Source organism: Saccharomonospora xinjiangensis XJ-54 (assembly GCF_000258175.1).
Classification (GTDB): domain Bacteria; phylum Actinomycetota; class Actinomycetes; order Mycobacteriales; family Pseudonocardiaceae; genus Saccharomonospora; species Saccharomonospora xinjiangensis.
Genome location: NZ_JH636049.1, coordinates 2048124 through 2071162, shown reverse-complemented (window position 1 = coordinate 2071162; position 23039 = coordinate 2048124). Strand labels below are relative to the sequence as shown.

At 69.3% G+C, this 23039-nt stretch carries 26 protein-coding genes; 14 read left to right on the top strand and 12 right to left on the bottom strand.

Annotated features, from left to right (window positions below; translation table 11 throughout):
* Positions 1 to 92 precede the first annotated feature (92 nt).
* The 6 genes from SACXIDRAFT_RS08955 to SACXIDRAFT_RS08930 all read left to right on the top strand — a co-directional run bounded on the left by SACXIDRAFT_RS08955 (position 93) and on the right by SACXIDRAFT_RS08930 (position 5927).
* Positions 93 to 1079, top strand: a complete 987-nt coding sequence (locus SACXIDRAFT_RS08955) for an LLM class flavin-dependent oxidoreductase (protein WP_040922553.1) — start codon at positions 93 to 95, stop codon at positions 1077 to 1079.
* 99 nt (positions 1080 to 1178) lie between these two features.
* On the top strand, positions 1179 to 1445 hold the full coding sequence (locus SACXIDRAFT_RS08950) for a hypothetical protein (RefSeq protein ID WP_006238226.1): 267 nt from the start codon (positions 1179 to 1181) through the stop codon (positions 1443 to 1445).
* A gap of 143 nt (positions 1446 to 1588) precedes the next feature.
* The gene (locus SACXIDRAFT_RS08945) at positions 1589 to 2908 is read left to right on the top strand and encodes an MFS transporter (RefSeq protein WP_006238225.1); all 1320 of its coding nucleotides are present in this window, start codon (positions 1589 to 1591) and stop codon (positions 2906 to 2908) included.
* Positions 2909 to 2938: 30 nt separating this feature from the next.
* On the top strand, positions 2939 to 3934 hold the full coding sequence (locus tag SACXIDRAFT_RS08940; protein WP_006238224.1) for an ABC transporter substrate-binding protein: 996 nt from the start codon (positions 2939 to 2941) through the stop codon (positions 3932 to 3934).
* The gene (locus SACXIDRAFT_RS08935; RefSeq protein ID WP_232285278.1) at positions 3931 to 4920 is read left to right on the top strand and encodes a FecCD family ABC transporter permease; all 990 of its coding nucleotides are present in this window, start codon (positions 3931 to 3933) and stop codon (positions 4918 to 4920) included. The genes SACXIDRAFT_RS08940 and SACXIDRAFT_RS08935 overlap by 4 nt, the downstream gene beginning before the upstream one ends.
* Complete coding sequence (locus SACXIDRAFT_RS08930; protein ID WP_006238222.1) at positions 4917 to 5927, top strand: FecCD family ABC transporter permease; 1011 nt, start codon at positions 4917 to 4919, stop codon at positions 5925 to 5927. The genes SACXIDRAFT_RS08935 and SACXIDRAFT_RS08930 overlap by 4 nt, the downstream gene beginning before the upstream one ends.
* On the opposite strand, the gene SACXIDRAFT_RS23550 is transcribed toward SACXIDRAFT_RS08930, so the two are convergent.
* Positions 5905 to 6180 (bottom strand): hypothetical protein, encoded by a 276-nt coding sequence (locus tag SACXIDRAFT_RS23550; RefSeq protein WP_232285277.1) that lies wholly within the window; start codon positions 6178 to 6180, stop codon positions 5905 to 5907. The genes SACXIDRAFT_RS08930 and SACXIDRAFT_RS23550 overlap by 23 nt on opposite strands.
* On the opposite strand from SACXIDRAFT_RS23550, the gene SACXIDRAFT_RS08925 reads away from it, so the two are divergent.
* On the top strand, positions 6167 to 6898 hold the full coding sequence (locus tag SACXIDRAFT_RS08925; protein WP_232285276.1) for an ABC transporter ATP-binding protein: 732 nt from the start codon (positions 6167 to 6169) through the stop codon (positions 6896 to 6898). The two genes, SACXIDRAFT_RS23550 and SACXIDRAFT_RS08925, sit on opposite strands and share 14 nt — an antisense overlap.
* 98 nt (positions 6899 to 6996) lie before the next feature.
* Here SACXIDRAFT_RS08925 and SACXIDRAFT_RS08920 read toward each other — a convergent pair whose 3' ends face one another.
* Entirely contained in the window at positions 6997 to 7665 is a 669-nt protein-coding gene (locus SACXIDRAFT_RS08920) for a YdcF family protein (RefSeq protein WP_006238220.1), read from the bottom strand.
* 60 nt (positions 7666 to 7725) lie between these two features.
* On the opposite strand from SACXIDRAFT_RS08920, the gene SACXIDRAFT_RS23695 reads away from it, so the two are divergent.
* Entirely contained in the window at positions 7726 to 7857 is a 132-nt protein-coding gene (locus tag SACXIDRAFT_RS23695; protein ID WP_269730633.1) for a hypothetical protein, read from the top strand.
* Entirely contained in the window at positions 7857 to 8357 is a 501-nt protein-coding gene (locus SACXIDRAFT_RS21770; RefSeq protein WP_050986918.1) for a GNAT family N-acetyltransferase, read from the top strand. Before SACXIDRAFT_RS23695 ends, SACXIDRAFT_RS21770 begins: the two co-directional genes overlap by 1 nt.
* A gap of 175 nt (positions 8358 to 8532) precedes the next feature.
* On the opposite strand, the gene SACXIDRAFT_RS08910 is transcribed toward SACXIDRAFT_RS21770, so the two are convergent.
* A complete protein-coding gene (locus SACXIDRAFT_RS08910; protein ID WP_006238219.1) occupies positions 8533 to 8907 on the bottom strand; it encodes a hypothetical protein in 375 nt (124 codons plus the stop codon).
* Between the two features lie 118 nt (positions 8908 to 9025).
* Between SACXIDRAFT_RS08910 and SACXIDRAFT_RS08905 the strand changes: the two genes are divergently transcribed.
* Positions 9026 to 9472 (top strand): MerR family transcriptional regulator, encoded by a 447-nt coding sequence (locus SACXIDRAFT_RS08905; protein WP_006238218.1) that lies wholly within the window; start codon positions 9026 to 9028, stop codon positions 9470 to 9472.
* Between the two features lie 225 nt (positions 9473 to 9697).
* On the opposite strand, the gene SACXIDRAFT_RS08900 is transcribed toward SACXIDRAFT_RS08905, so the two are convergent.
* The gene (locus SACXIDRAFT_RS08900) at positions 9698 to 10639 is read right to left on the bottom strand and encodes an ADP-ribosylglycohydrolase family protein (RefSeq protein WP_006238217.1); all 942 of its coding nucleotides are present in this window, start codon (positions 10637 to 10639) and stop codon (positions 9698 to 9700) included.
* Positions 10640 to 10731: 92 nt separating this feature from the next.
* Between SACXIDRAFT_RS08900 and SACXIDRAFT_RS08895 the strand changes: the two genes are divergently transcribed.
* Positions 10732 to 12348, top strand: a complete 1617-nt coding sequence (locus SACXIDRAFT_RS08895; protein WP_006238216.1) for a peptide chain release factor 3 — start codon at positions 10732 to 10734, stop codon at positions 12346 to 12348.
* Positions 12349 to 12508: 160 nt separating this feature from the next.
* On the opposite strand, the gene SACXIDRAFT_RS08890 is transcribed toward SACXIDRAFT_RS08895, so the two are convergent.
* From SACXIDRAFT_RS08890 to SACXIDRAFT_RS08855, 8 genes are all read right to left on the bottom strand, one after another.
* Entirely contained in the window at positions 12509 to 12973 is a 465-nt protein-coding gene (locus SACXIDRAFT_RS08890; protein ID WP_040922550.1) for a DUF1203 domain-containing protein, read from the bottom strand.
* Between the two features lie 29 nt (positions 12974 to 13002).
* Positions 13003 to 13446: a DoxX family protein gene (locus tag SACXIDRAFT_RS08885; RefSeq protein WP_006238214.1), complete on the bottom strand. Its 444-nt coding sequence runs from the start codon at positions 13444 to 13446 to the stop codon at positions 13003 to 13005.
* Positions 13447 to 13566: 120 nt separating this feature from the next.
* The gene (locus SACXIDRAFT_RS08880; RefSeq protein ID WP_006238213.1) at positions 13567 to 14193 is read right to left on the bottom strand and encodes a response regulator transcription factor; all 627 of its coding nucleotides are present in this window, start codon (positions 14191 to 14193) and stop codon (positions 13567 to 13569) included.
* On the bottom strand, positions 14190 to 15317 hold the full coding sequence (locus tag SACXIDRAFT_RS08875; RefSeq protein WP_006238212.1) for a sensor histidine kinase: 1128 nt from the start codon (positions 15315 to 15317) through the stop codon (positions 14190 to 14192). Before SACXIDRAFT_RS08875 ends, SACXIDRAFT_RS08880 begins: the two co-directional genes overlap by 4 nt.
* Positions 15314 to 16051 carry an ABC transporter permease gene (locus tag SACXIDRAFT_RS08870; protein ID WP_006238211.1) on the bottom strand — a complete coding sequence of 246 codons (738 nt, stop codon included), beginning with the start codon at positions 16049 to 16051 and terminating at the stop codon, positions 15314 to 15316. The genes SACXIDRAFT_RS08875 and SACXIDRAFT_RS08870 overlap by 4 nt, the downstream gene beginning before the upstream one ends.
* The gene (locus SACXIDRAFT_RS08865; RefSeq protein ID WP_006238210.1) at positions 16048 to 16959 is read right to left on the bottom strand and encodes an ABC transporter ATP-binding protein; all 912 of its coding nucleotides are present in this window, start codon (positions 16957 to 16959) and stop codon (positions 16048 to 16050) included. The genes SACXIDRAFT_RS08870 and SACXIDRAFT_RS08865 overlap by 4 nt, the downstream gene beginning before the upstream one ends.
* A 105-nt stretch (positions 16960 to 17064) precedes the next feature.
* The gene (locus tag SACXIDRAFT_RS08860) at positions 17065 to 17259 is read right to left on the bottom strand and encodes a hypothetical protein (RefSeq protein ID WP_006238209.1); all 195 of its coding nucleotides are present in this window, start codon (positions 17257 to 17259) and stop codon (positions 17065 to 17067) included.
* 90 nt (positions 17260 to 17349) lie between these two features.
* Entirely contained in the window at positions 17350 to 17946 is a 597-nt protein-coding gene (locus tag SACXIDRAFT_RS08855) for a DUF4190 domain-containing protein (RefSeq protein ID WP_006238208.1), read from the bottom strand.
* 179 nt (positions 17947 to 18125) lie between these two features.
* On the opposite strand from SACXIDRAFT_RS08855, the gene SACXIDRAFT_RS08850 reads away from it, so the two are divergent.
* The 3 genes from SACXIDRAFT_RS08850 to SACXIDRAFT_RS08840 all read left to right on the top strand — a co-directional run bounded on the left by SACXIDRAFT_RS08850 (position 18126) and on the right by SACXIDRAFT_RS08840 (position 23037).
* A complete protein-coding gene (locus tag SACXIDRAFT_RS08850) occupies positions 18126 to 19358 on the top strand; it encodes a sensor histidine kinase (RefSeq protein WP_232285275.1) in 1233 nt (410 codons plus the stop codon).
* Between the two features lie 32 nt (positions 19359 to 19390).
* A complete protein-coding gene (locus SACXIDRAFT_RS08845; RefSeq protein WP_006238206.1) occupies positions 19391 to 20050 on the top strand; it encodes a response regulator transcription factor in 660 nt (219 codons plus the stop codon).
* A 161-nt stretch (positions 20051 to 20211) separates the two neighbouring features.
* Entirely contained in the window at positions 20212 to 23037 is a 2826-nt protein-coding gene (locus SACXIDRAFT_RS08840; protein ID WP_006238205.1) for a sensor histidine kinase, read from the top strand.
* Positions 23038 to 23039 lie beyond the last annotated feature (2 nt).

The following is a 23039-nucleotide window of genomic DNA, read 5'->3' as shown; positions in this document are numbered from 1 at the left end:
TCATCGTAGGTGCTTACCGGAGCGGGTGCTCCGGTTGCCGGTACAGTGGAGCGGAGCACTTGCTCCGCATCGTCGTGCCGAAGGGATGCCCCGTGACCGTCAACTACTCGATCCTGGATCTCGCCACGTTCGGCAGGAACGAGACGCCGAGGCAGGCATTGGAGGCGAGCGTTGCGCTGGCCCGGCGCGCCGAGGAGACCGGGTACCGCAGGGTCTGGTACGCCGAGCACCACAACTTCCCCTCCATCGCGTCCTCGGCCACCAGCGTGGTCATCGCCCACGTCGCCGCGCACACGAGCAGCATCCGCCTCGGCGCGGGTGGCGTCATGCTGCCCAACCACTCGCCGCTCACGATCGCCGAGCAGTTCGGCACACTGGAGGCGCTGCATCCGGGGCGCATCGACCTCGGACTCGGCCGCGCGCCCGGCACCGATCAGAAGACCCTGCGCGCGCTCCGCCGTGACCCGATGTCGGCGGACGCCTTCCCGCAGGACGTGCGGGAACTCGCGGGGTACCTGCGTGGCGAGTCGCTCATTCCCGGCGTTGACGCGATCCCCGGCAAGGGCACGAACGTGCCGCTCTACATCCTCGGGTCGTCGCTCTTCGGCGCACAGCTCGCCGCCGCGCTCGGTCTTCCATACTCCTTCGCGTCGCACTTCGCGCCGGACGCTCTGCGGCAGGCCGTGGCCGTGTACCGGGAGCAGTTCCAGCCGTCGGAGCAGCTCGCCGAGCCCTACGTCATCGCGGGGGTCAACGTGATCGCGGCCGACGACGAGGAGTCGGCGCAGGAGCAGTTCCTCACCATGAAGCGCCAGCGGGTGAGCCTGCTGCTGGGCAGGGGTCGCACGTTCACCGACGAGGAGGCGGACATGGTGCTCGCCTCGCCACAGGGTGCGCAGCTGCTCAACATGGTGAAGTACACGGCCGTGGGTGTGCCCGACCAGGTCAGGGCATTCCTTGAGGACTTCGCTTTGCACGCGGACGCCGACGAGTTGATCACGGCACACCAGTCGCCTTCCGTCACCCAGCGGCTTCGCTCGGTGGAACTCCTCGCCAAGGCGGTGGGGCTCACGTCGTGATCCGGTAACGGTCCTCGCCCATCCCGGCCCCGAAGGCGGTCCTCGTGTGCTGAGGTGCTGGGTGGGATGAGCGAACGACGCGACGAACAGGATGACGACATGGCGACACACGAGGAGACGTTGGCTCAGCTCTACCTGGGTGTGGAGAACTGTACGAACATCCACAACGCTATCCAGCATGCGCTGTCGATGGCGTCGGGGCTGTCCGAGCTGCTTCAGAACAGCCTTGGTGGCACGGGAGCGTACGACGAGGTCGGCGGCTACAGCGAGAGTGTGCGGACGCAGTTGGAGCTGTCGGCGCAGACGGTGGAGCAGACCAAGCACGCCATCGAGACTCTGATGGTGCGGTTCGACGTCGTGTACTGAAACCGGGGCCGATGTGTGCCGCCTGCTCGCGCGGCTCCGGCTTTCTCGTCAACGGTGTCAACGGGAATCGTTTTCATCTAGAGTGGGTCATGACACACCGGTTCGGGGTTGTCCCGTCTCACTGAATTGGTAATGATTTTCATGTGCTGAGAACGGCGTCCCGGATCGGGGCCTCCTCGTCGCCCTGGCCGGAACCCGGCCTGCGCGCCGACTTCCATCGATACCTCGCGGCGAGAGTCGTCACGGTGGCCGGTGGTCTGATCTGTGTTGTCGTGCTCCCCGTTCTCACCTACCGGCTGACCGGATCGGCAGGCTGGACCTCGGCGGTCGCCGCTGCCGAGGCGCTGCCGTACTTGGTTTTCGGACTCGCTGCGGGAGCCGTCGCCGACAGAATTCCCAGGCGCGCGGTGCTCATCGCCGCCGATCTGCTCGCCGCCGCGTTGCTCGCGAGTCTGGCCATCGCCTGGTGGGCGGACGTGCTGACGGCTGCGCACGTGCTGGCCGTGGGATTCGCCGTGCAGTCGTTGTTCGTGTTCGCCGACGCCGCCGGTTTCGCAGCACTGACCACTTTGGTGGGTCGAGAACGGCTGACAGACGCCTACTCCACCGTGTTCTCGGCAACGGCGATCACCGAGATAGCTGTGCCACCGCTGGTGGGACTCGCCGTCGCTGTGGTGGCACCCGCACCTCTGCTTGCATTGAACGCCCTGCTCGCGGTGGCGTCCGCGCTGCTGTTGAGAGCTGTTGTCCGGCCGCTTTCCGTGAAGCGCGCGGGTGAACGTTCTTCGCATGCGCCGCGACAGGGCGGCCGGGTGGGGACCTCGGCCGGTGCCGTGGTCGCCGACGTCCGCGCCGGACTCGCGTTCGTCGCGCGGCATCCGGTCGTGCGCGTACTGACCCTTACCGGGGCCACGCATGCGGCAGCGGGCGGGGCCTGGGTGGCGCTGCTTGTGCCGTTCGCCGATCACGCGCTCGGCATCGCGCCGTCGGGCGATGTCCGGCTGGCGGTACTGCTCACGTGCTGGGGCGTCGGTGGTGTGCTCGCGGGCAAGGTGACCCCGAGGCTGGTCACGCGGTTCGGCCACGCGCGACTCGCGCTGGCGGGACTGCCGTGTTCGCTGACGTTCGCGCTGGCCACGGCGCTGTCCCCGCACTGGATCGTGGCCGCGGTGTCGGTGGCCTGCTGGGGGCTCTCCCACAGCGTGGTGGTCGTCGGCGCCGTCACCTATCGGGCGCTGCTCAGCCCCGACGACATGCAGGCCAGGGTCAACACCACAGGACGCATGCTCGCGTGGGGAGTGGGCCACCCCGCCGGAGCCGCACTCGCCGGAGCCGTCGCGGTCACGGGCGCCGGAGTGCGCGGCGGGCTGCTCGCCGCCTGCGCGCTGCTCGCCGCCGGTGTCGTCATCGCGTGGTCGAGTTCCTCACTGAGGTCCAGGACCGCCTCGCCATCCCACCACTGACTGTCCCACCCACCGTTGAAAGGACGCCCCGTGCCTGGACGTAGCGCCATCGCCGTGCTGGCCGCACTCGCCGTCACCTCGTGCATCGCCTGCTCGCCGACCTCGTCGGACTCCCGCGAGCGCGGTGAGAACCACCTGCCCGGCATCGAACGCGAGGCGGCGCCGCTCGATGCCTCGCTGACCGTCACCGACCCGCAGGGCGACACGGTGACGCTGGACGCGCCGCCGGAACGCATCGTGTGTCTCAGCGGACTCTGCGACGACCTCGTCGTCGCCCTGGGCATGACCCCTGTCGGCACGAGCAACCCTGACGTGCTCACCAATCCCGCGTTGCTCGGTGAGGACGGCGAGAAGGTGCCCGTGATCGCGGGAACGTTCGGCAACGAGGACGTCGAGAGCATCGCCGCACTGGAGCCGGACCTCGTCATCGGACTGTCCGGTGTGCACGACGGTCTCGCGCCGACCGTGGAGCGGTTCGCGCCGCTGTGGCTCACCGAACCCGCCACCTGGCAGGAGTCGGTCGGCTACCTGCGTGCGCTCGGCGCGCTCACCGGCAGGGTGGAGGAGGCCGTCGCGGAGGAGGAGCGATTCCGCGCGAAGCTCGCCGACGCCGCCGCGACGACGCGCCGCGACGGCCGCTCCGAACGCACGGCCGTACTCGTGTACGGCAGCGTTGACGCCATCGGCGTTGACACGACCGCGTCACTCAAGGGCGACCTCTTGCGCCACCTCTTCCGCTACCCGTTCCCGGCACGGGGTTCCGATGCGGAAACGGCATCGAACTACAGCGTCGAGGAGTTGCTCGCCAAGGAGCCCGACGTCGTGTTCGTGTACTCGTTGCTGTTCTCCGACGCGGACCGCCCGTTGTCGGAGCAGCTCGCAGGCAACCCGGTGTGGTCGCGCATCCCTGCGGTCGAGAAGGACGCCGTCCACGAGATGGACCCGGCGCTGTGGGGCAAGGCCAGGGGCACGCGCGGACTCGCGGCGGTGGTGGAGCAGGCGCTCGGCGCGGTGCCTGCCGCGTGAGGAGACGGCGCTCGTGGTCGCTGGCGGCCGTCGTCATGCTCGGCGTGCTGACGGCCGCCGTGTGCCTCGGTGAACCGGTCGTCGCGCCTGCCCGGTTGCTCGACGTGCTCACGGGTGCCGACTCGCTGGAACGGGTCGTGGTGCTGGAGCTGCGCCTGCCTCGGCTGGTGCTCGGGTTGTTCGCGGGCGCCGTGCTGGGCGCGGCGGGACTGCTGCTTCAGGAGTCGCTGCGGAATCCGCTCGCTGTGCCCGAATTCCTCGGGGTGTCCAGCGGCGCGGCGGCGTGTGTCGCGTTGACCGTCGTGTTCGCGCTCTCCGTTCCGGGCGCTCCGCTGGTGCCCGCGCTCGCGGGCGCGCTGGCGGGCGGCGGTCTCACGCTGCTCGCCGCTCGCGGCGTCGCGGGGCCTGCCGCCGTGCTCCTCGTGGGCGCGGCCGTCAGTGCCGCGCTCACGGCCGTGCTGCTGTCCGGAGTCGCCCTGTCGGATTCGCGCGAGCAGGGCGTCCTCGTGCGTTACCTGCTCGGCTCGTTGACCGGCACGACCTGGGACACCGTGGCCGCCGCGCTGCCCGGAGCCGTGCTGGCGCTGCTGCTGGCCGTGCCCGCGTTACCCGCGCTCGCTGTGCTGCGGCTCGGGGACGACACCGCCACGGCTCTGGGGCTGTCGGCGGGACGGGCGCGTCTGGCTGTGCTCGCGGTGGCGTGTGCGCTGGTGGCGACCGTGGTGGGGCCCTGCGGCCCTGTGGCGTGGGTGGGTTTCCTCGCGCCGCACATCGCTCGCGGGCTGCGTCCCACCGCGGACCCGAAGGTGTGGTTCGGCTGGTCGATGGTCGTCGGCGCACTCGTGGTGGTGGTGGCCGACCTCGTTGCGAGGACTCTTTTGTATCCCGTGGAACTTCCGGTGGGCGGTATCACCGCGCTGGTCGGGGTGGCAGGCGGAGCGGTGCTGGCCGCACGACGCCGTGCGGCGCGGAGGGCGGTGGCATGAAGGCCCGGTCGTTGGTGGTCTTCGGCGTTCTGGCAGGTCTGCTGCCGGTTGCGGCGATGGTGCAGCTCGCGACGGGAACCTCCGGCGCCGACAGCCTCGCCGTACTCGCGGGTGGTGGCGACGACCTGATGCGCGGGATAGTGCTGGAACTTCGCCTTCCCAGGGTGCTGGTGGCCATCGGCGCTGGTGCGTGCCTCGGGGTGGCGGGGTGTGTGCTCCAGGCCGTCCTGCGCAATCCGCTCGCCTCACCCGAGGTCACCGGCATCGGCTCCGGCGCGGTACTCGGTGCCGTCGCGGCCACCGTGTTCGGAGCAGGTGGCGAGCACGGGCCGTCGGCACTCCTGGTGTGGGCGATCGCGGGCGGCATCGCCGGTGGCGGGCTGTTGTGGCTGGTCACCGCACACAGCGCGCGGGACGAGGGACGGCTCGTGGTCGTGGGCGTGCTGGTGTCGGCCGTGTTGTCGGGGGCGGCGCTCGTGCTGCTCACCGCGCGGCCACAGCTCGCCGGAGCCATCACCCAGTGGTTGATCGGGTCGCTGACCGGCAGGGGCTGGGAGCACTGGCACCTGCTGTGGCCGTGGGTGATCGGCGTGCTTGTCGCGGCCGTGGCGATCGCGGGAGTGCTCGACATCCTCTCGGTGGGGGCGGAGCACGCCACCGTGGTGGGTGTTGCCGTGCGCCCTTGGCAGGGCGTGGCGGTGCTCGTGGCGGTGGTGTCCGCCTCGGTGGCCATCGCCACCGTCGGAGCGCTCGCCTTCGTCGGGCTCCTCGCCCCGCACGGTGCGAGGTACCTCGTCGGCACCTCGCATCGCACCACCATCCCGGCGAGCGCACTGCTGGGCGCCATCACGGTGTCGGCCGCGGACACCGTGGCCACCCGCGTCACGGCATGGGTGGCCGGCTCGGAACGGCAGTTCGGCCTTCCGGCTGGGGCGATCACCGCGGTGTTGGGCGCGGTGGTGCTGATCCGCGTCGCCCGCAGAGTCACGACGTCGAAAGGACAGTGAGGACAGTGATTTCGCCGAACCCGCCAGGGTCTCCGGGGTCTCCGGAGTCACCGAGTCCACCGACGTCTCCGGAGTCGTTGGGGTCGCCGAAGGTGCGGAAATCACCGGAATCGTCCGGGCCGCCGACCTCGCTGGGGTCGCCGAAGCCTCCGGAGTCACCGAAGCCTCCGGAGTCACCGGGGCAGCCGACGGAACCGCTCGGTGCTCGCGGCCTGTGCCACGCCTTCGGCGACCGCACCGTGCTCCGGGGCATCGACCTCGACGTGCGGCGAGGGGAATGGCTCGCGCTGGTCGGCCGCAACGGTTGCGGTAAGTCCACGCTGCTCCGGATGTTCGCGGGCCTGCAACGGCCGGACACCGGTTCGGTGACGTTGCGGGGCAGACCACTGCCGTCCTACTCGCGAAGGCAGATCGCTCGCGAGCTGGCGATGCTGCCGCAATCCACGGCCACGGTGCCGTCGCTCACGGTGCGGCAGCTCGTGCGCCAGGGCCGCTACGCGACGCGCGGCCCGCTCGGGATGCTCGCCGAGGGCGACGACGACCACGTCCTGCTTGCGATGGCCGACACCGGTGTCGAGCCACTCGCGGACACCCCTGTTGACCGGCTCTCCGGCGGCGAACGTCAACGGGCCCGGCTCGCGCTCGCGCTGGCTCAGGACGCGCCGTTGTTGCTGCTCGACGAGCCGACCACCTACCTCGACGTCCGGCACCAGATCGAAGTGCTCGACCTCGTGGCCCGCCTGCGCGCCGAACGCGGGCTCACCGTGGTGACCGTGCTGCACGACCTCGCGCAGGCCGCCCGCTACGCCGACCGCGTCGTTGCGTTGAAGGACGGCGGGGTGTACGCCGAAGGGCCCGCTGAGGAGGTCGTCGATGCGGACCTGCTGTATGCGGTGTTCGGGGTCCGTGGCCGGGTGTGGCACGACGATGTGACAGGACGCCCCCTGTGTTCCTACGATGCCCTGGCCTGACCTGACGCCGTGTCCGCACTTCCCGCACGCGTGTCGGCACTTCCTGCACGCGTGTTCGCACTTCCCGTACGGGTGTCGGCACGTCTCGGCTCGCTGCGTCACGACGGCAGCAACCGCGCGGTGTAGCCGGCGTCCACGAGACGTCGGAAGGCGGCATCGACCTCGGGTGGCATGTCCTGAGCGACCGTGAACCCACGCTTGGCGTAGGCGGTGACGCGCTGGGTCTCGCCGACGAGCATGTGCACGACCTGTTCAGGATCGCCGATCGCAGCAAGGTAGTCGTCCAGCTCGGTATGCGATGCCGAGCAGCGAACATCAAGCTCCGGCCACAGCCTGAGGCACGTGGCGTAGGCCCTGCGTTGCTGGTACGGCTTGCACACCAGGGTCGCCGTCAGCGCGGCGACATCCTGGTCGGCGAGCAACGCGCGCGTGAGCGTGATGTTGTCACCGGTGTTGCGAGCGTGCGGCTCCACCAGCACGGCGTCGGCAGGCACACCCAGCGCGAGCGCGCGTTCCCGGTAGTGCACGGCCTCCCCGCGTGGGAAGCGACCGACCGTTGTCGGGGTGGCCGCGCCCGTGAACACCACCAGCGGGAACCAGCCGTCCAGGTAGAGGGCCGCCGTGTGATCGGCCACCCCGAGGTCGTGGCTGCCGAGGCCGATACCGACGTCGGTATGGCGCGGGGGGTGGTCGAGAACGTGGTAGCGCCACAACGTGTCGGCGTCGGCGCGCACGGCGGCGGGCAGGGCGGTGGATTGTCGTGCCATGCCACAGGGGTACCGCGAAAAGCGGATGCGTCACGAGGAGGGCCGCGCGACGATGCGGTGATGCTGGTCGAACACTTCCCCGTGCTCGGACTCTGGCTTCGGACATCGAGGCTGGAGCTGCGCGTGCCCGACGACGCCGACCTGGCCGCGCTCGTCGAAGTGGCGTTGCGGGGGGGCGTCCGCCCGAGGTAATGCCATTCCTTCACGCCTGGACCGACCAGGAGCCGGGCGCGCTCGCTCTCGACCTGCTCCAGCACCAGTGGCGGACGCTGGCGGAGTGGAGTCCCGACGATTGGTGCCTCAACCTCTGTGTCGTGCGCGGCGGAACCGTGGTGGGGATGCAGTCGCTGCGCGCACGGCAGTTCGTTGTGACACGGGAGGTCGGCACCGGGTCGTGGCTCGGTCTCGCACACCAGGGGCAGGGCATCGGCACCGAGATGAGGGCGGCGGTGCTGCATCTCGCCTTCGCCTGCCTCGGCGCGGAAGACGCTGTGTCCGGAGCCTCAGAGCCCCCAACGCATTGGTCTGTTCGGCTCGCGGCGCCCGGGCGGCGCCTCACTGCGTTGGAAGACCGCCCACGTACTTCCAGTACGCGGACGCCCCTCCGCCTTGCGATCCATCCACCTGGCCGCCGCTCCCTGATCGAACGCCAATGCGTTAGAGGCTCTCAGAGCACAACACCGCGTCGCTGACCGTGTCACGCAGAGTCGGCTACCGGCCCGACGGCGTGTTTCGCAGGGTGGTGCGGTCAGCGCCGGTGGTCGAGCAGCGGATGCGGCTGAGCCGGGCGGAGTGGGCGAGCCGCCAGGCGGTGGACGTCGCGGTCGAGGGGATCACGCCTGCTCTGCCCTTGTTCGGCGTCGAGGGTCACGCGCGAGACGTCGCGAGCGTCTCCAGCGCAGAGCGCACCTCGGAAAGGTGAGTGGGCCAGGCGTCCTTCACCGACTGCCACGCGGCGCGCAGCGACACGTTCTCGGCGAGCACGTACACCGGTCCCTCGCCCCAATGGCTGGCCACCACGTTGCCGACGCGGTCGGCCTCGTCGGGCAGCGGCGCCCCTCCCGGAAGGAAATCCACGGTGAGCGACGTGCGTGAGTCCGCACCCGTGACGTCGTCGGTGACACCTCGCATGGCGGCGCGGTAGCCGCGCAGCACACCTCGCTTGTGGCGGTCTGCCGGGAAAGGGCTGGCGGGATGGGCGGCGTTGTAAGCCTCCACGGACTCGAACATCTCAGGTGTCACAGAGGTGAATCCTACCCTGACGTTAGGGCAGGTTTGCGTGCACTCCTCGGGCCCGCCGGTGGACTTTCAGTCCGTTGTGGACTGTCGGCGCTCAAGATCGAGAAGGAGTACGGTGATCATGTCACCGGCCGAGGAAGTGAGGGTTCATCACGTGGATGAGCACATGCGCATCGGTGAAGTGTCCGCGAGGACGGGCCTCTCGCTGCGCACCATCCGCTACTACGAGGAAGTCGGACTGGTGGCCCCCAGCGCACGCAGCCAGGGAGGGTTCCGGCTCTACACGGAGCCGGACGTTGCCCGCCTGCAACTCGTCCGCAGGATGAAGCCCCTGGGTTTTCAGCTCGACGAGATGAGGGAGTTGCTCGATCTGCTCCATCCCGCGCCACGGGGCGGTGGCGGCACGGCGACGCTCGACGAGGGCGAGCTGCGCCGGTTGCGTGAGTTCACCGAGCGAGCCGAGCGCCGCTGTGCGGAACTCGCGGCCACCCTCGACACGGCGGAGGACTTCGCCGCCATGCTCAGGGAGAGTCTCGCGCGCCACCTGGAACGAGCCCGCCGCCCCTGACGCCGTGTCCGCACCTCCTGCACGCGTGTCCGCACTTCCCGTACGCGGGTCCGCGCCGTGAGATGCAAACACCCGTGCACAGACTGCGGACACGACACCCTGCGTCTCGTGTCCGCACTTCACGTACGCGTGTCCGCACTTCCCGCGCGGCCAAGCGTTGCGTCACCCCGAGGTTGGTGACGGTTCGACACCGAGCCGCGACGGGTGTCGCGGGCTCACGTGCGATCACGCCAGGTGTTCGGCATAGAGGTGGAGCTGCTTCGCGGCTTCGAGCCTGCTGACGGCCGGGGTCGGCAGCGCGGCGTACCCGCTGTGGGCGCCGGCGAGCGCGCCCGCCATGGCCGCCACGGTGTCGGTGTCCCCGCCCGCGCGGATGGCGAACCTGATGGCGGCGTCCGGCCTTCGCGGGTGGCGTAGGAACGACAGCAGAGCGAGCGGTACCGATCCCGGAGCGGACACGTCGTTGCCCAGTGCCGCCGAGGCCTCCGCCGGGTCGGTGTCCCGTTCGGCCAGCTCGGCGACGATGTCGAACTTCTTCGCCCACAGTGTCGAGGGGACCGCGTCGCGGACGGTCTCGACGAAGGCACCTGCACTGAGTGGCTGAGCGGGGTCGAGCTGGATGGCAAGGTGGGCCGCCACCGCCTGACACACAGCGCCGTGCAGCGCGTCGTCGTGTGCGTGGGTGACCTCCGCGCTGCGGCGCGCCAGCTCCGTGACCTCCCGCACACCCGCGCCGACGAGCGCGACCGGCGCCACACGCATCGCGCCACCGTTTCCGAAGGAGCCGTCGGGGAACACGGCGCGGATCGCGTTGCGCCAGTGGGTGCCAGCCACGATGAGCCCGAAGGACTTCGTGACGCCGCCGCCATATCCTCGCCACGGTTCGGCCTGCCATGCCTCGGCGAACTCCCGCGCCAGCACGTCGGCGTCGATGCAGCCGTCCACCTTCCTCGGCCTGCCACCGAGCCGGTGTGCGAGGTGCCGGGCCAGCACGAGCGCCAGCGCGGTGTCGTCGGTGTGCCGTAGCGCGCCGGTGCCGTTCTGCGCCGCGACGATGTCGGAGTCGGTGACGCCCTCCTTGCCCTCGAACGGGGCGCCGAGGCAGTCACCGAGGGCGAGGCCGAACAGCAGGCCGCGCGCCTTGTCGATGCGGGACGTGTGATCCATCTCTGGGCATCCTCGCTGTCTCGCCGACACACCCCGGCAGGGCGCCGGTACCCTGGTCCGGGTATGTGCACTTCCGATCAGGACAGCTTGGCATGAGTTCTCGTGCGGGCGCAGCCGCTTCTTCGGGCAATGACGTCGTGGCGCAGGCGCGCCGACGGCGATCTTTTGCCGTCATCAGTCACCCGGATGCGGGCAAATCGACGCTGACGGAGGCACTCGCGCTGCACGCGCGGGTGATCTCCGAGGCAGGCGCCGTGCACGGCAAGGCGGGCAGGCAGGGTGTCGTCTCCGACTGGATGGAGATGGAGCGCGCCCGCGGCATCTCCATCACCTCGGCGGCGTTGCAGTTCGCCTACCGCGACGCGGTGGTGAACCTGCTGGACACGCCGGGTCACGCGGACTTCTCGGAGGACACCTACCGCGTGCTGTCCGCGGTCGATTCCGCGGTGATGCTGCTCGACGCCGCGAAGGGTCTTGAGCCGCAGACGCTGAAGCTGTTCGACGTGTGCCGCCATCGCGGCATCCCGGTGATCACGTTCATCAACAAGTGGGACCGCCCCGGCAGGGAGGCGCTCGAACTCTGTGACGAGCTGACCGAGCGGATCGGGCTGGCGCCGATGCCGTTGACGTGGCCGGTCGGTGAGGCGGGCCGGTTCAGGGGCGTCCTCGACGTCACGGACGGCTCGTTCGTCGCGTTCGAGCGGACGGCCGGAGGCGCGACGGTGGCTGAGGAGACCCGGCTTGCCGCCGACCGCGCCGAGGCGGAGCTGGGGGAGGACTTCTCCCGCGCGAAGGAGGAGTGGGAGCTCGTCGCCGCGTCGGGAGGGGAGTTCGACCTCGCCGCGTACCTGAGTGGGACGGCGACCCCGGTGCTGTTCGGTTCCGCTGTCCTGAACTTCGGTGTGCGCCACCTGCTGGACTTGCTCGTCGATCTCGCTCCGAGGCCGGAGCCGAGGACTGACGTTGACGGCAACGACCGCAGCCTCGACGACGAGTTCTCCGCGTTCGTGTTCAAGGTGCAGACGGGCATGGATCCGGCCCACCGCGACCAGGTGGCGTTCGCTCGGGTGTGTTCCGGCGTGTTCGAGCGGGGCATGGTGGTCACCAACGCCACCACGAAGCGGCCGTTCGCCACCAAGTACGCACACCAGGTCTTCGGGCAGCAACGATCCACTGTGGACGTCGCGTATCCCGGGGATGTCGTCGGCCTCGTCAACGCCTCCGCGCTGAGGGTCGGCGACACGCTCTACGCGGGCAAGCCTGCCGTGCGCTTTCCTGGGTTGCCGAGTTTCGCGCCCGCCCACTTCGCGGTGGCGCGGCCCGCGGACCTCAGCAAGGCCAAGCAGTTCCGCAAGGGTGTCGAGCAGTTGTCGTCCGAAGGCGTCGTGCAGTTGCTGACCTCCGAGACGCGGGGCGACGCCGCGCCGGTGTTCGCGGCTGTGGGGCCGATGCAGTTCGAGGTCGCCGCACACCGGATGGAACACGAGTTCAACTCGCCGGTGAAGCTCGACCGGCTGCCGTACTCGACGGTGCGCAGGCTGGCCGATCCGGCGCAGCGCGCACTCGTTGACGCCGGCCGCAACAGTGAGGTCCTGACCCGCAGCGATGGCACCGATCTCGCGCTGTTCGCCGACGACATGAGCATGCGCCTGCTCGTGCGAAGGCACCCGGAACTCCGCCTGGAGAACCTGGTCGCGACGGGCGGCTGACCGTTCGTCCCGCCGCAGTCGCCTCCACCGTGCGGGCGGTGAACGTGGACGGCGTCGTGTCGGGGAGGTCACGCTCATGGTGGAGCGGTTTCCCACGTTGCCCGACGCCACCTGCGACGTCGAGGCGCTCGCTGCGGGTTACCCGGTGCGTGGCGCCGTTTCAGCCAGGCAGCGCCGTGCAGAGGTAGCAGCCTGCCGTGGCACTGCGCACGTGGATGTAGTCCACCTCGGGAAGTGCGAGGAGTTCGCCGAGTGCGTCCTCGGCGTCGGCGTGGTCGATGCGCCGTGCCCGCACGAGTTGCCGTCCCTCGCGGTAGCAGTTGAGCAGCAGCCCGCTCCTGCCGAGCCTCGCGGGATAGGTGCCTGAACCGGTGTAGGGCTCGCAGTGTCGTTCGTGGACGAAGACAGGGCCGGGCAGGGATGGGTCCCCGGTGAGCTGGAACGGGTCGTAGGTGAACCCGATCAGCGCTTCCCTGCCCGGCTGGATGGCGTCGAGGCAGACGCGGCACGGCGCAGCCTCCTCTGGGATCTCGCGCCACGCGGGATGCCCGTAGCCTGGCGCTCGTAGCGTGGTACGAACCTCGTCGGCAACGGCGGTGGCCATCGGTACGATCCGAAAGTTCATGTGCCGAATCTGCCGCGCGCGCGGGGTGGTCACCGGCGGTTTTCGGACGCGGACCTGACGTTGTCGATGGCCCAGCGGCCCGGCCCGAACACCGCGAGCAGCAGGAAGATCCAACTGTACAGCGCGGCGGGCTCACCGAGGTTCTCCAATGGAAACAGTGCTTCCGGCTGGTGCACGACGAAGTAGGCATAAGCCATCGTGCCCGAGCACACCAGCGCCGCGAGCCTGGTGAAGAGACCGGCGAACACCAGGACGCTGCCCGCCACCTCGATCAGGCTCGCCCACCAGCCGGGCCACGAGCCGAGCGGCACAGCCGTGCCTGCGCCGTCGATCCCGCCGAACGCACCGAACCCTTGGAGCCCGTGGCACAGGAAGAGGAAGGCCACGACGAACCGGAAGAGCGCGAGAACGGTGTCCTCCGCGCGAGTCCGCCGAACCCGCTTCGTCTCGGTGTGGGTCGCGAGGTCAACCATGGGTCTGCTCCCTTGCCGTTTCTTGCGTTGCCGTCACTCTGGCGTCGAACGGCGCAGGCGGGATTCGACAGGCTTCGACATCGGCGAGTGGAGTTTTTCTCCCGAAGCCGGGGTGCGCTTTCAGATCCAGCCTCGTTCGCGGGCGATCTTGGCGGCGTCGGTGCGGTTGCGGGCGTGCAGTTTGGCCATGGCCGTGGACAGGTAGTTGCGGACGGTTCCCTCCGCGAGGTGCAGCCGCCGCGCGATGTCGCGGTTGGACGCTCCTTCGGCGACCTCGCGCAGCAGTTGCCTTTCGCGGTCGGTGAGCTGGTCGTCCGTGTGGTCCCACGCCGCGAGGGCGAGTTCCTTCGAGATGACCTTCTCCCCTGCCCTGACCTTGCGCAGCGCGTCGGCCAGCTCGCTGATCGGCGAGTCCTTCAGCAGGTATCCGGATACGCCTGCGTTCAGCGCGCGCCGCAGGTAGCCGCTTCGCGCGAACGTCGTGACGATGAGAACGCCGGTCCGGCTGCCCCTGCGGTGCAGCTCGGCTGCGACGTCGAGGCCGCTCGTTCCCGGCATCTCGATGTCGGTGACGAGGACGTCGGGGTCGTGTTCGGTCACGGAGGTCAGCGCGTCGGGACCGTTCGTGGCGGTGGCGAGCACCGTGATGTCGGGTTGAAGCCCGAGCAGTTCGGCGAACGCCTCGAGAACCATCGTCTGGTCCTCCGCGAGCACCACCGTGATCTCGTCGCGGTCGCCGGACGTCATGTCGCCACCTTGAGGGGCACCGCGATCGTGAGTGTCGTTCCTGCCGAGCCGGAGTACTCCACGCGCCCGCCGAGTACGCTGATCCGCTCCCTCGTGCCCGTGAGCCCGTTGCCTGGCCGGTGCCACCCGCCGATCCCGTCGTCGGCGACGACCATTCGCAGCTCACCGTCCTTCGCCGAGAGATCGACCCGGCAGGTGCTCGCCCGTGCGTGCCGCGCGACGTTGGTGACCGCCTCACGCAGGGCCAGTGCGAGTTCGTGTTCTGTGGAGCCGACCAGCCGCAGTTCCGGGTCGCGCCGCGTGAACAGCTCCACTCCCGCGCTGGACAGCGTTTCCCTCGCCGACTCCAGTTCGGTGTCGAGGTTCGCCTGCCGGAGACCGCTGACGGCGGCGCGGACCTCGGAAAGTGCGGCACGCGCGGTCTTCTCGGCCTTGGCAGCGGCATCCCTTGCTCGATCGGGGTCCGAATCGACGAGGTGGTGACACAACTGCGCGTGCATGATCACCGAGGTGAGCGAGTGGCCGAGCAGGTCGTGCAGTTCCCTCGCGATGCGTTCCCGTTCGGACACGACGGCGAGGTGCTCGACCCTCGCGTTGCGCAGCCGCAGCTCGGCAGCCTGGTGATCACGTTCGGCCTGCTCGATCTGGGTGAGCCCGATGATCCACGTGAACACCAGTGACGGTCCGATGCCCCACAGTCGCCACGGCAGGGGAACGGGGGAGAGCAACAGCAGCAGGCACATCAGCACCGTGAGCCCGACGAACCAGCGCAGCGCGTTGCGGCGGGACTCCCGCACCCCCGCCGCGGCCGCGGCGTAGACGAACAGCACCGCAGCGCCGGAGTTCAACGGGGTCGTGACGACGGCGAGCGCCGTCATGGGCACGATCGAGCCCCAGCGGGCCAGTTCGGGGCGCCTCCACGAGAGTACGTAGAGGGGGAGGAACACCACGACGAGGCCGACGACCAGAACCCAGTCCCACAGCCCCGAAGCCGGGTCGTTGATCGGCTGGAAGAACGGGAAGACGAGGTAGACGAGGTGGATCCAGCCGATCTCCGACCACGGCGAGGAGCCGACTGCCGGCGCGGTCGGCTCCTCACGGCGGGCTGTTCCGGTCGTACTCATAACCGGGCACGACGATAGGACAGCCCTGCCACGGCAGCCATGACGACCGTCCATCCGGCCAGCGCAGCGACGTGCCCCGCGACCTGGCCCCCGTCCAGCTGGGCCACTGCCAGCTCACCGAGGTGGTAGGTCGGCAGGAAATGTGCGATCGAGCCGAAGAAGCCGGGCAGGATCTCCAGCGGCATCCACAGGCCGGAGACCACGGCGGCGGGCATCAGAATCGCGTTCAGCACCGCCGTCGTCGCGTTCGGCCTTGCCTGGCAGCCCACAGCCAGTCCGAGCAGCGCGAAGGGCACCGCGCCAAGCAGCAGGACGCCGTAGAGGCGCAGCAGGTCGAGGGCCGACGTGTGCAGGTTGCCGGTCACCGCGGCGGTCGCGGTCATCGCGAGCAGCACGCCCATCGCGTAGGGCAGGGTGGCGATCACCTTCGCCACGAGCGTCACCGGTAACGGCACCGCCTGCACACGCTTCACCCGCAACCAGCCGATCTCCCTGTCCTGCGCCACGCTGATGCCCGGGTTCATCAAGGTCACGGCAAGGACACCGAAGGTGCCGAAGGTGCCGATCATGCGGGTGCCCGCCGTCAGATCCCCGGAGTTGTAGCCGCCGAACATCGAGACGAACAGGGCGAAGAAACCCACGGGCATCACGATGGAGAAGAACAGCGCAGTGGGTTCCCGCACGATCGTCCGCAACTCGTCCAGCAGCTCGATGCCGAGCAGTCGCGCGGTCACCGGAGCACCTCCTCGCCTGTGTCCTCCGGATGTCCGGTCAACGTCATGACCGCCTCGGCGAGGCTCGCGCCCTCCACGAGGAGACCGCTCAGCTCGGGGTCCTCGGCGAATAGCCGCCGCAACAGGGCCTCAGGGGAGCGGGTGCCGATGCGCACACCTTCGTCGTCCCGTGAGAACGACGCCACCTCGGGCAGCCGCCTGATCAGGTCGTCGTCGAGGTTCGTCTGCGCGAGGACCGTGCGGTCGGGCAACCGGGAGACCAGCTCTGCCGGTGTTCCGGCGGCCACCATCCTGCCCCTGTCGAGCACCACGACCCGGTCGGCCACCGTGGCCGCCTCGTCGGTGAGGTGCGTGGTCAACAGAATGCCCGCACCCTTCGCCCTGCGTTCCGCCAGTATCTGCCAGAACCGCTTTCGCGTGGCCACGTCGAGCCCGACGGTCGGTTCGTCGAGCACCAGCAGCGCCGGGTCGTTGACCAGCGCCATGGCGAGCCGGACACGTTGCTTCTGGCCTCCTGACAGCTTCGCGGCGCGGCGGCCTGCCAAATCGGTCAGCTCCAGCTCCGCGAGGACGGGCCCCGCGCTCGATCGCGAACGTCCTCCTCGGACGGCCGCGCCGGTGACCAGCTCGCCGACCTTCAGGGTCGCGGGGTGGTCCAGTTCCTGCTGCACGACTCCCAGTCGCCGCCTGGTCGCCGCGTTCCTCGGATCGCCGCCCGCCAGCCGGACCTCGCCCCGCTGGGGCCGCAGCAGCCCGACGACCAGGTTCACCAGCGTGGTCTTGCCCGCGCCGTTGGGGCCGAGCAGCGCCACACACTCGCCAGCCTCGACGGTGAGATCGACACCGTCGAGGGCGGTGGTCGTGCCGTAGCGGTGCCCGAGCCCCTTCGCACTCAGTACTTCTCGCACTGTCCCTCCACTGTTGCCTTCGGAGGAAACGGTGCCCTTCGCGGTAGGGGGCCGGGTAGTGGAGTCGGCCATGTCGCGACGGTGACGAATGTCAGCCGAGGGTGGTCATCGACCGTCCAGCGCCGACGCCGCACACCACGCTGCCGCCGCGACGAGGCCCGCGGCGAGCGCAGCCGGCCACCATTCCGATGTGGAGAACGCGAGAAATGCGTGAACGGCCGCCGTCGTCGCGAACGTCAGCGCGAGTGCGAACAGAATGCCGCGGGCACTCGCCCACGGTCTCGTGACACGTCTCGGCATCGACACCGGCCTCCTCGGTGCGGGACATGCGAGGTATCGCCGTGCCCGCACCGGGAGTTACTCCGAAGCTTCGGAGATCACACGTGCCGGTCAGAAGTCGCTGCACGAGGCGGTGTTGTAGGCGCCGCTCGCGGTGGCCGTCTTGGCTTCCTTGCCATCGACGATCACGGTGCACTCCACGGTGCCACCGTCGGCGCCGAGCGTGACGCTGAGCGAGCCACCCTTGAGAAGACCACTTGTCTCCGTGGTCTTCTCCCACGGCAGCTCCGTGACGTCCTCGGTCGCGGAACTCACGCTGTCGCCGTAGGTGGTGTAGGAGATGGATGCCTCGGGCGCGTCGCCGGTCACCTGGTAGGTGATCTTCACTGCGCGGTTGGCCTCCTCGGTGACCTCCCTCGCCGCGCTGTCGTAGACGAGGTACATCACCACGCTGATCACGACGCCGATGACCGAGAGCACGAGACCGGCGATCGACAGTCCCTTGTTGGTGGCCTTCCTCGCCTTCACCCTCGCGATGCCGACGGCGGAGAAGATCACGCCCAGTGCCACCAGCGGCCAGGCCAGGATGCCGATGAAGGGCAGCGGCGACAGGACCAGTCCGATGAGCCCGACGACGAATCCCGCGGTGCCGAGCCCGTTGCGGGCCTCAGTCGGAGCCGCCGTGTTCGTGTCCAGTTGTGTTGCCATGTCGAGTCCTCCCTGCTCGGGCAGTCCGTTCGGTGCAGATCGACATGGAACTGCCTGAGGTGCCTCCCTCGCGTCGCCCGAGGGTCGGTGATCTTGTACGACTAAAGTCGTCCCCTGCGGCTCGCCCCGCAGCCGATCCGTTGATCACCCGACGTGCGATGCCGCCGTACTCTCAGCCAATGCGCGAGTCCGTCTCACGAGCCAGGTCCGTGCTCGGCGTTCTGGTCACGGCGCTTGCTGTCGGCACGAGTCTGCTGAGCAGCCTCTACGTCTTCGCGGCTGAGAGCTACGTCCCGAACTCGGAGGAACTCGACGTCACGTGGCGGCCCGCGCTCGGGTTTGTCGCCGCACTCGCCGCTGCCGTCCTGCTGTGCTGGCGGCACACCCAACCCGTCGTGGTGACGGGAGTGTCCGTCGCCGGGCCTCTTGTGTTCGTCACCGACGCGCTGGCCGCGCTGATCTCCCTCGCCGCGCTGACCGCGCACCGGCGTGACCGCGTCGGCTGGCTCGGGGCCGCGGCGGTGTTCGCCGCCACCACCGCAGGAGTCGCTCACGACGCGCACCGGCACGCCGACGTCTCCATCATCAAGATCCTCTTCGGCGCGGACGGGGTTCCGTTCGTGGTGGTCGTCCTCATCGCGGCACTGCTGACGGCCGTGCCTGCCGGCATCGGTGTATACCGGGGCACCAAGCGCGAACTGGCCAGGCACACGAACGCGGAAAGGGCGTTGCAGGCGGAGATGGCCCGCAAGGACGAGCGTTCGCGCATCGCGAGGGAGATGCACGACGTCCTCGGACATCGGCTGTCGCTGCTGTCGCTGCATGCCGGAGCCCTCGAAGTCACAGCACAGCAGGAGTCCGGCCGCGCGGCGGAGGTGGCGCGCACGGTCCGCACAACCGCGCGTCAGTCGCTGGAGGATCTGCGGCAGGTGATCGGCGTGCTCAGGGACGGCAGGGGATTCGTGTCCCTCGGCCACGAGCGGTCAAGTCGGCCGGGGCCTCCCGGGCTGACAGACCTGCCGACGTTGATCGGCAACACCAGGGATGCCGGTCTGCCCGTCAACGTCACCGTGCTCGTGGACGACACGGCCGCAGCGCCGGAACCGCTGGCCACGACCACCTACCGCGTCGTGCAGGAATCGCTGACCAACGTCCTCAAACACGCCCCTTCGACGACCGTTGACGTGACGGTGCGCGGCGGCCCGGGCGTGGGACTCACGGTGGAGATCCGCAACCCGCTGCCTGCCTCCGCCCCCGCCGAGACGCCGATCGGCTCGGGCAGCGGACTGGCCGGACTCGCCGAGCGGGTGACGCGATTGGAAGGAACCATCAGCTACGGCCCCACCGAGCAGGGCCATTTCGCCGTCAAGGCATGGCTTCCGTGGGAGCATGGTGAGGCTCGGTCGGTGTAAGGGCCCTGTGAAAGGCGGCCTAGCATGATCGGGTGCCGCTGCGTGTTGTGCTCGTCGATGACGATCCGCTGGTCCGTACCGGACTCGCGATGATCCTCGACAGCACGCCCGAGATCGAGGTCGTCGGGCAGGCGAGTGACGGTGACGAGGCCGTCCCTCTGGTCAACCGGCACGCACCCGACGTCGTTGTCATGGACATCCGGATGAGCCGCATGGACGGGCTCGCGGCGACCGCGGCCGTCCGAGCGCTCGCCCGGCCCCCGAAAGTGCTTGTTCTCACCACTTTCGACCTCGACGAGTACGTGTTCGACGCGCTCACGGCGGGCGCGAACGGTTTTCTGCTCAAGGAAAGCTCACCGCAAGAGATCATCGACGCGGTGCGGGTTGTCGCACGCGGTGAGTCGATGTTGTCGCCCCGCAGCACTACGCAATTGATCGGTCACTTCGTGTCGTTGAAGGCCAACCCCCGGCGAAGGGAGGCGGCGGTGAAGCTGAGCACACTCACCGACCGCGAGCGCGAGGTCGTCACCGCCGTTGCGCAGGGGAAATCCAACGCGGGCATCGCCGAGGAGCTGTACATGAGCGAGGCCACAGTGAAGACCCACATCACACGCACCTTTGCCAAACTCGACGTCACAAATAGAGTCCAGCTGACAATTTTCGCCTACGAGGCGGGTCTCGTGACTCCGTGATCGGCGCGTCCGGCGCGATCCGGCGGGCACACGTCATATTGACTCACGCGAACGCGACTGCTTAACCTCGCGCTAAGCGACGGCTTAGCGTGGCCGGAGTCTCTCGTGAAGTCCGTCGCGCGGGTTGGGGGCCCAAGGAAATACGTGTCGCTGGAAGGGCCTTGAGCGCGTTGTTGAACAAGAGTGCCGCCCCACGCCGTGGGCGTTCGACCATTCGCACCCGAGTGCTCGCCATCGCCTTCATCCCGAGCCTGGTGTTCCTGCTGACCGGTGTCGCGGTCGCGAGCTACCTCGTCTTCGACGCGGTGAAGGTCCGGTCCTTCAGCACCGACGTCCACGAGGCGGCCAAACCTGCCGGCGTGCTCTTCGCGAACGTGCGCGAGGAACGAAGGCTGACGTTGCAGGAGATCGCCACCACCCGGTCGCTGCGGGTGGAACTGGCCGAGCAGCGCACGCGGACCGACTCCGCGGCGGGGGCCATGGCGGGTGCGCTCGACACCGTCGCCGAGGACGCCCCTGACAACGTGCGGCGCGCTGTCCAGGTCGCGGCGGAGCGGACCGCGCAGCTCGGCGAGTTCCGCGAGCGCGTTGACTCGGGCGACGTGTCGCTCCAGGAGGCGTACGACTTCTACAACGGGATCATCGACGCCTACGTGGTCGGTCTCAACGGTGTCGCGCAGGAGACCCCGAACGCCGAGACGGCGTACCTGCGCATGGTGGCGATGCCGCTGTTCGTCAGCGCGGACGGCATGTCCCGTGGCGACGCGCTCGCCGCGGCGGGACTCGACGGGGGCGGGCTGACCGAGCAGGAGTTCCGCACCTACATCGGTCAGGTCGGTGCGTACCACTCCACGCTGCAACAAGCGGTGCCGGACATGATCCCGTCGGTGCGCGAGAAGTACGAGGCGCTCACCTCCGGTGAGGCGTGGCAGACGTTGACCAGCGTCGAGAACGCCTTCCTTCGCGGCAACACCACCGAGCTCCCCGTGGCGGAGCCCGCCTGGCGGGCTGCGGCGACCCAGGTCGGTGCCACTCTGTGGGCGCTCTACGTCGAGCAGAGCACAGCGGCCACCGAAGTGGCGCTCGACGAGGCGGACTCGACGCTCTACACCTCCATCGCGGCAGGCGCGGCCGTCATCGTCATCGCGCTCGCCGTGTTCCTGCTGGCCTGGCGGTTGTCCGACCGGCTCGTCAAACGGCTCGTGTCACTGCGCGAGGCCACCCTCGACGTCGCCGAGGAGCGCATGCCCCGGATCGTCGAACGACTCCGCAAGGGCGAGCAGGTCGATCTCGCCACCGAGGTCTCCTACCTCGACCACGGCGACGACGAGATCGGTCAGGTCGCCGAGGCGTTCAACCAGGCTCAGCGCACCGCTATCGCAGCGGCCGTGGACGAGGCCAAGACCAGGGAAGGTACCCAGAAGGTCTTCCTCAACATCGCCCACCGCAGCCAGGTGATCGTCCACCGGCAGCTTTCGGCGCTGGATGCCGCGGAGCGCAAACAGGAGGACCCCGACCAGCTCGACCTGCTGTTTAAGCTCGACCACCTGTCAACCCGCGCGAGGCGCAACGCCGAGAACCTGATCATCCTGGGTGGCGAGCAGCCGGGACGGCAGTTCCGCAACCCGGTGCCTGTCGGCGACATCGTGCGTGGCGCGATCGCCGAGACCGAGGACTACAAGCGCGTCAGCATGGGCAGGTTACCTGCCTCGGCCGTGGCAGGCCCTGCCGTGAGCGACCTGGTGCACCTGCTGGCCGAGCTGATCGACAACGCGACATCGTTCTCACCGCCGCAGTCGCGTGTCGAGGTACGCGGCGAGCTGGTGGGCCGTGGCGTGGTCATCGAGATCGAGGATCAGGGCATCGGCATGGAGCCGGAGGAGCTCGACCGGCTCAACGAGATGCTCAAGAACCCACCGGACTTCAGCTTCATGGCGCTGTCCGAGGAACCGAGACTCGGCCTGTTCGTGGTCGCGAGACTCTCGGCGAAGCACGGATTCACCGTCACCCTGCGGGACTCGGCCTACGGTGGCACGAGGGCGATCGTGCTGGTCAGGGCCGATCTGCTGAGCGAAGTGCGTGACGATGCCAAGGACGGCCCCTCGGGTGCCGCCACAGCCCAGCGCGTGACCGCGCGGGGCAGCGAGGGCGGTATGGCCGGGGGCAGTGAGGTCGGCGGGGTCGGCGAAGTCGGCGAGGAAGGCGCTGCGACCGCTGCCGTGAGCCGCAGGCCGAGGGCCCTTCCGCAGCGAAACGGCAGCGACAAGGTCAACGGCACGACTACGGTGGCAATGACGACCACGTTCGAACCGTCAGCCTCGCAGAATTCGGCGGCCGAGACCGTGCGCCGCGCGCCCGTGTCGCCGCAAGGTGAACGCCCTCAGTTGCCTCCCGGCGAAGGTGACCGGCCCGAACTGCCCCGTCGTTCCGGCCGCGACAACCAGCCGCGAAGCCAGGAACAGGGCAGGGCGGAGAGCACGGTCGAGGGCGTGCAGGGCGAACTTCCGGGGGACGCTGTGCTGGAGTGGACGCAGGATCTTGACCGCAACGGTCGGGGAAGGCATGCACAGGCCGGGGCGGATTCCGAGCCGACGCAGTACGTGCCCAAGCTGCCGAGGGAGCTGCCGAGGGGGAGCAAGCCGGCCGTGGAGCCGGGGGAGCGCAGGGACTCCCGTGCGCGGCATCAGGCAGGTCCGGCGCAGGATCGGCATGGCGGTACGCGAGCCGACACCCGGCCGCCGTCCGCGCAGAACGGGCTCGACGGCGGCAGGCCACCTCTCCCGCGCCGTCGCCGTCAGGAGAGCCTCGCGCCCCAGCTCAGGGACGACACGCGCACCCTCGGCGTCGTGGGTGGCGGTGATTCCGAAGGCAGGGGTGACGACTACGACACCACGCCCGAACAGGCGCGCAGCAGGCTCTCGGCGTTCCAGCAGGGCACCCGCCGCGCACGTAAGCACGAACCAGGCCCCGACGATTCCGGAAACTGAGG

Coding starts and splice junctions, on each gene's coding strand:
- SACXIDRAFT_RS08900 (WP_006238217.1), bottom strand. CDS start 10,639: ATGGATCACACGTCCCGCATCGACAAGGCGCGCGGCCTGCTGTTCGGC.
- SACXIDRAFT_RS08930 (WP_006238222.1), top strand. CDS start 4,917: ATGAAGGCCCGGTCGTTGGTGGTCTTCGGCGTTCTGGCAGGTCTGCTG.
- SACXIDRAFT_RS08890 (WP_040922550.1), bottom strand. CDS start 12,973: ATGAACTTTCGGATCGTACCGATGGCCACCGCCGTTGCCGACGAGGTT.
- SACXIDRAFT_RS08860 (WP_006238209.1), bottom strand. CDS start 17,259: ATGCCGAGACGTGTCACGAGACCGTGGGCGAGTGCCCGCGGCATTCTG.
- SACXIDRAFT_RS08880 (WP_006238213.1), bottom strand. CDS start 14,193: ATGACGTCCGGCGACCGCGACGAGATCACGGTGGTGCTCGCGGAGGAC.
- SACXIDRAFT_RS08920 (WP_006238220.1), bottom strand. CDS start 7,665: ATGGCACGACAATCCACCGCCCTGCCCGCCGCCGTGCGCGCCGACGCC.
- SACXIDRAFT_RS23550 (WP_232285277.1), bottom strand. CDS start 6,180: ATGCCCCGGAGCACGGTGCGGTCGCCGAAGGCGTGGCACAGGCCGCGA.
- SACXIDRAFT_RS08850 (WP_232285275.1), top strand. CDS start 18,126: ATGCGCGAGTCCGTCTCACGAGCCAGGTCCGTGCTCGGCGTTCTGGTC.
- SACXIDRAFT_RS08855 (WP_006238208.1), bottom strand. CDS start 17,946: ATGGCAACACAACTGGACACGAACACGGCGGCTCCGACTGAGGCCCGC.
- SACXIDRAFT_RS21770 (WP_050986918.1), top strand. CDS start 7,857: ATGCCATTCCTTCACGCCTGGACCGACCAGGAGCCGGGCGCGCTCGCT.
- SACXIDRAFT_RS08950 (WP_006238226.1), top strand. CDS start 1,179: ATGGCGACACACGAGGAGACGTTGGCTCAGCTCTACCTGGGTGTGGAG.
- SACXIDRAFT_RS23695 (WP_269730633.1), top strand. CDS start 7,726: ATGCTGGTCGAACACTTCCCCGTGCTCGGACTCTGGCTTCGGACATCG.
- SACXIDRAFT_RS08875 (WP_006238212.1), bottom strand. CDS start 15,317: ATGAGTACGACCGGAACAGCCCGCCGTGAGGAGCCGACCGCGCCGGCA.
- SACXIDRAFT_RS08885 (WP_006238214.1), bottom strand. CDS start 13,446: ATGGTTGACCTCGCGACCCACACCGAGACGAAGCGGGTTCGGCGGACT.
- SACXIDRAFT_RS08895 (WP_006238216.1), top strand. CDS start 10,732: ATGAGTTCTCGTGCGGGCGCAGCCGCTTCTTCGGGCAATGACGTCGTG.
- SACXIDRAFT_RS08905 (WP_006238218.1), top strand. CDS start 9,026: ATGTCACCGGCCGAGGAAGTGAGGGTTCATCACGTGGATGAGCACATG.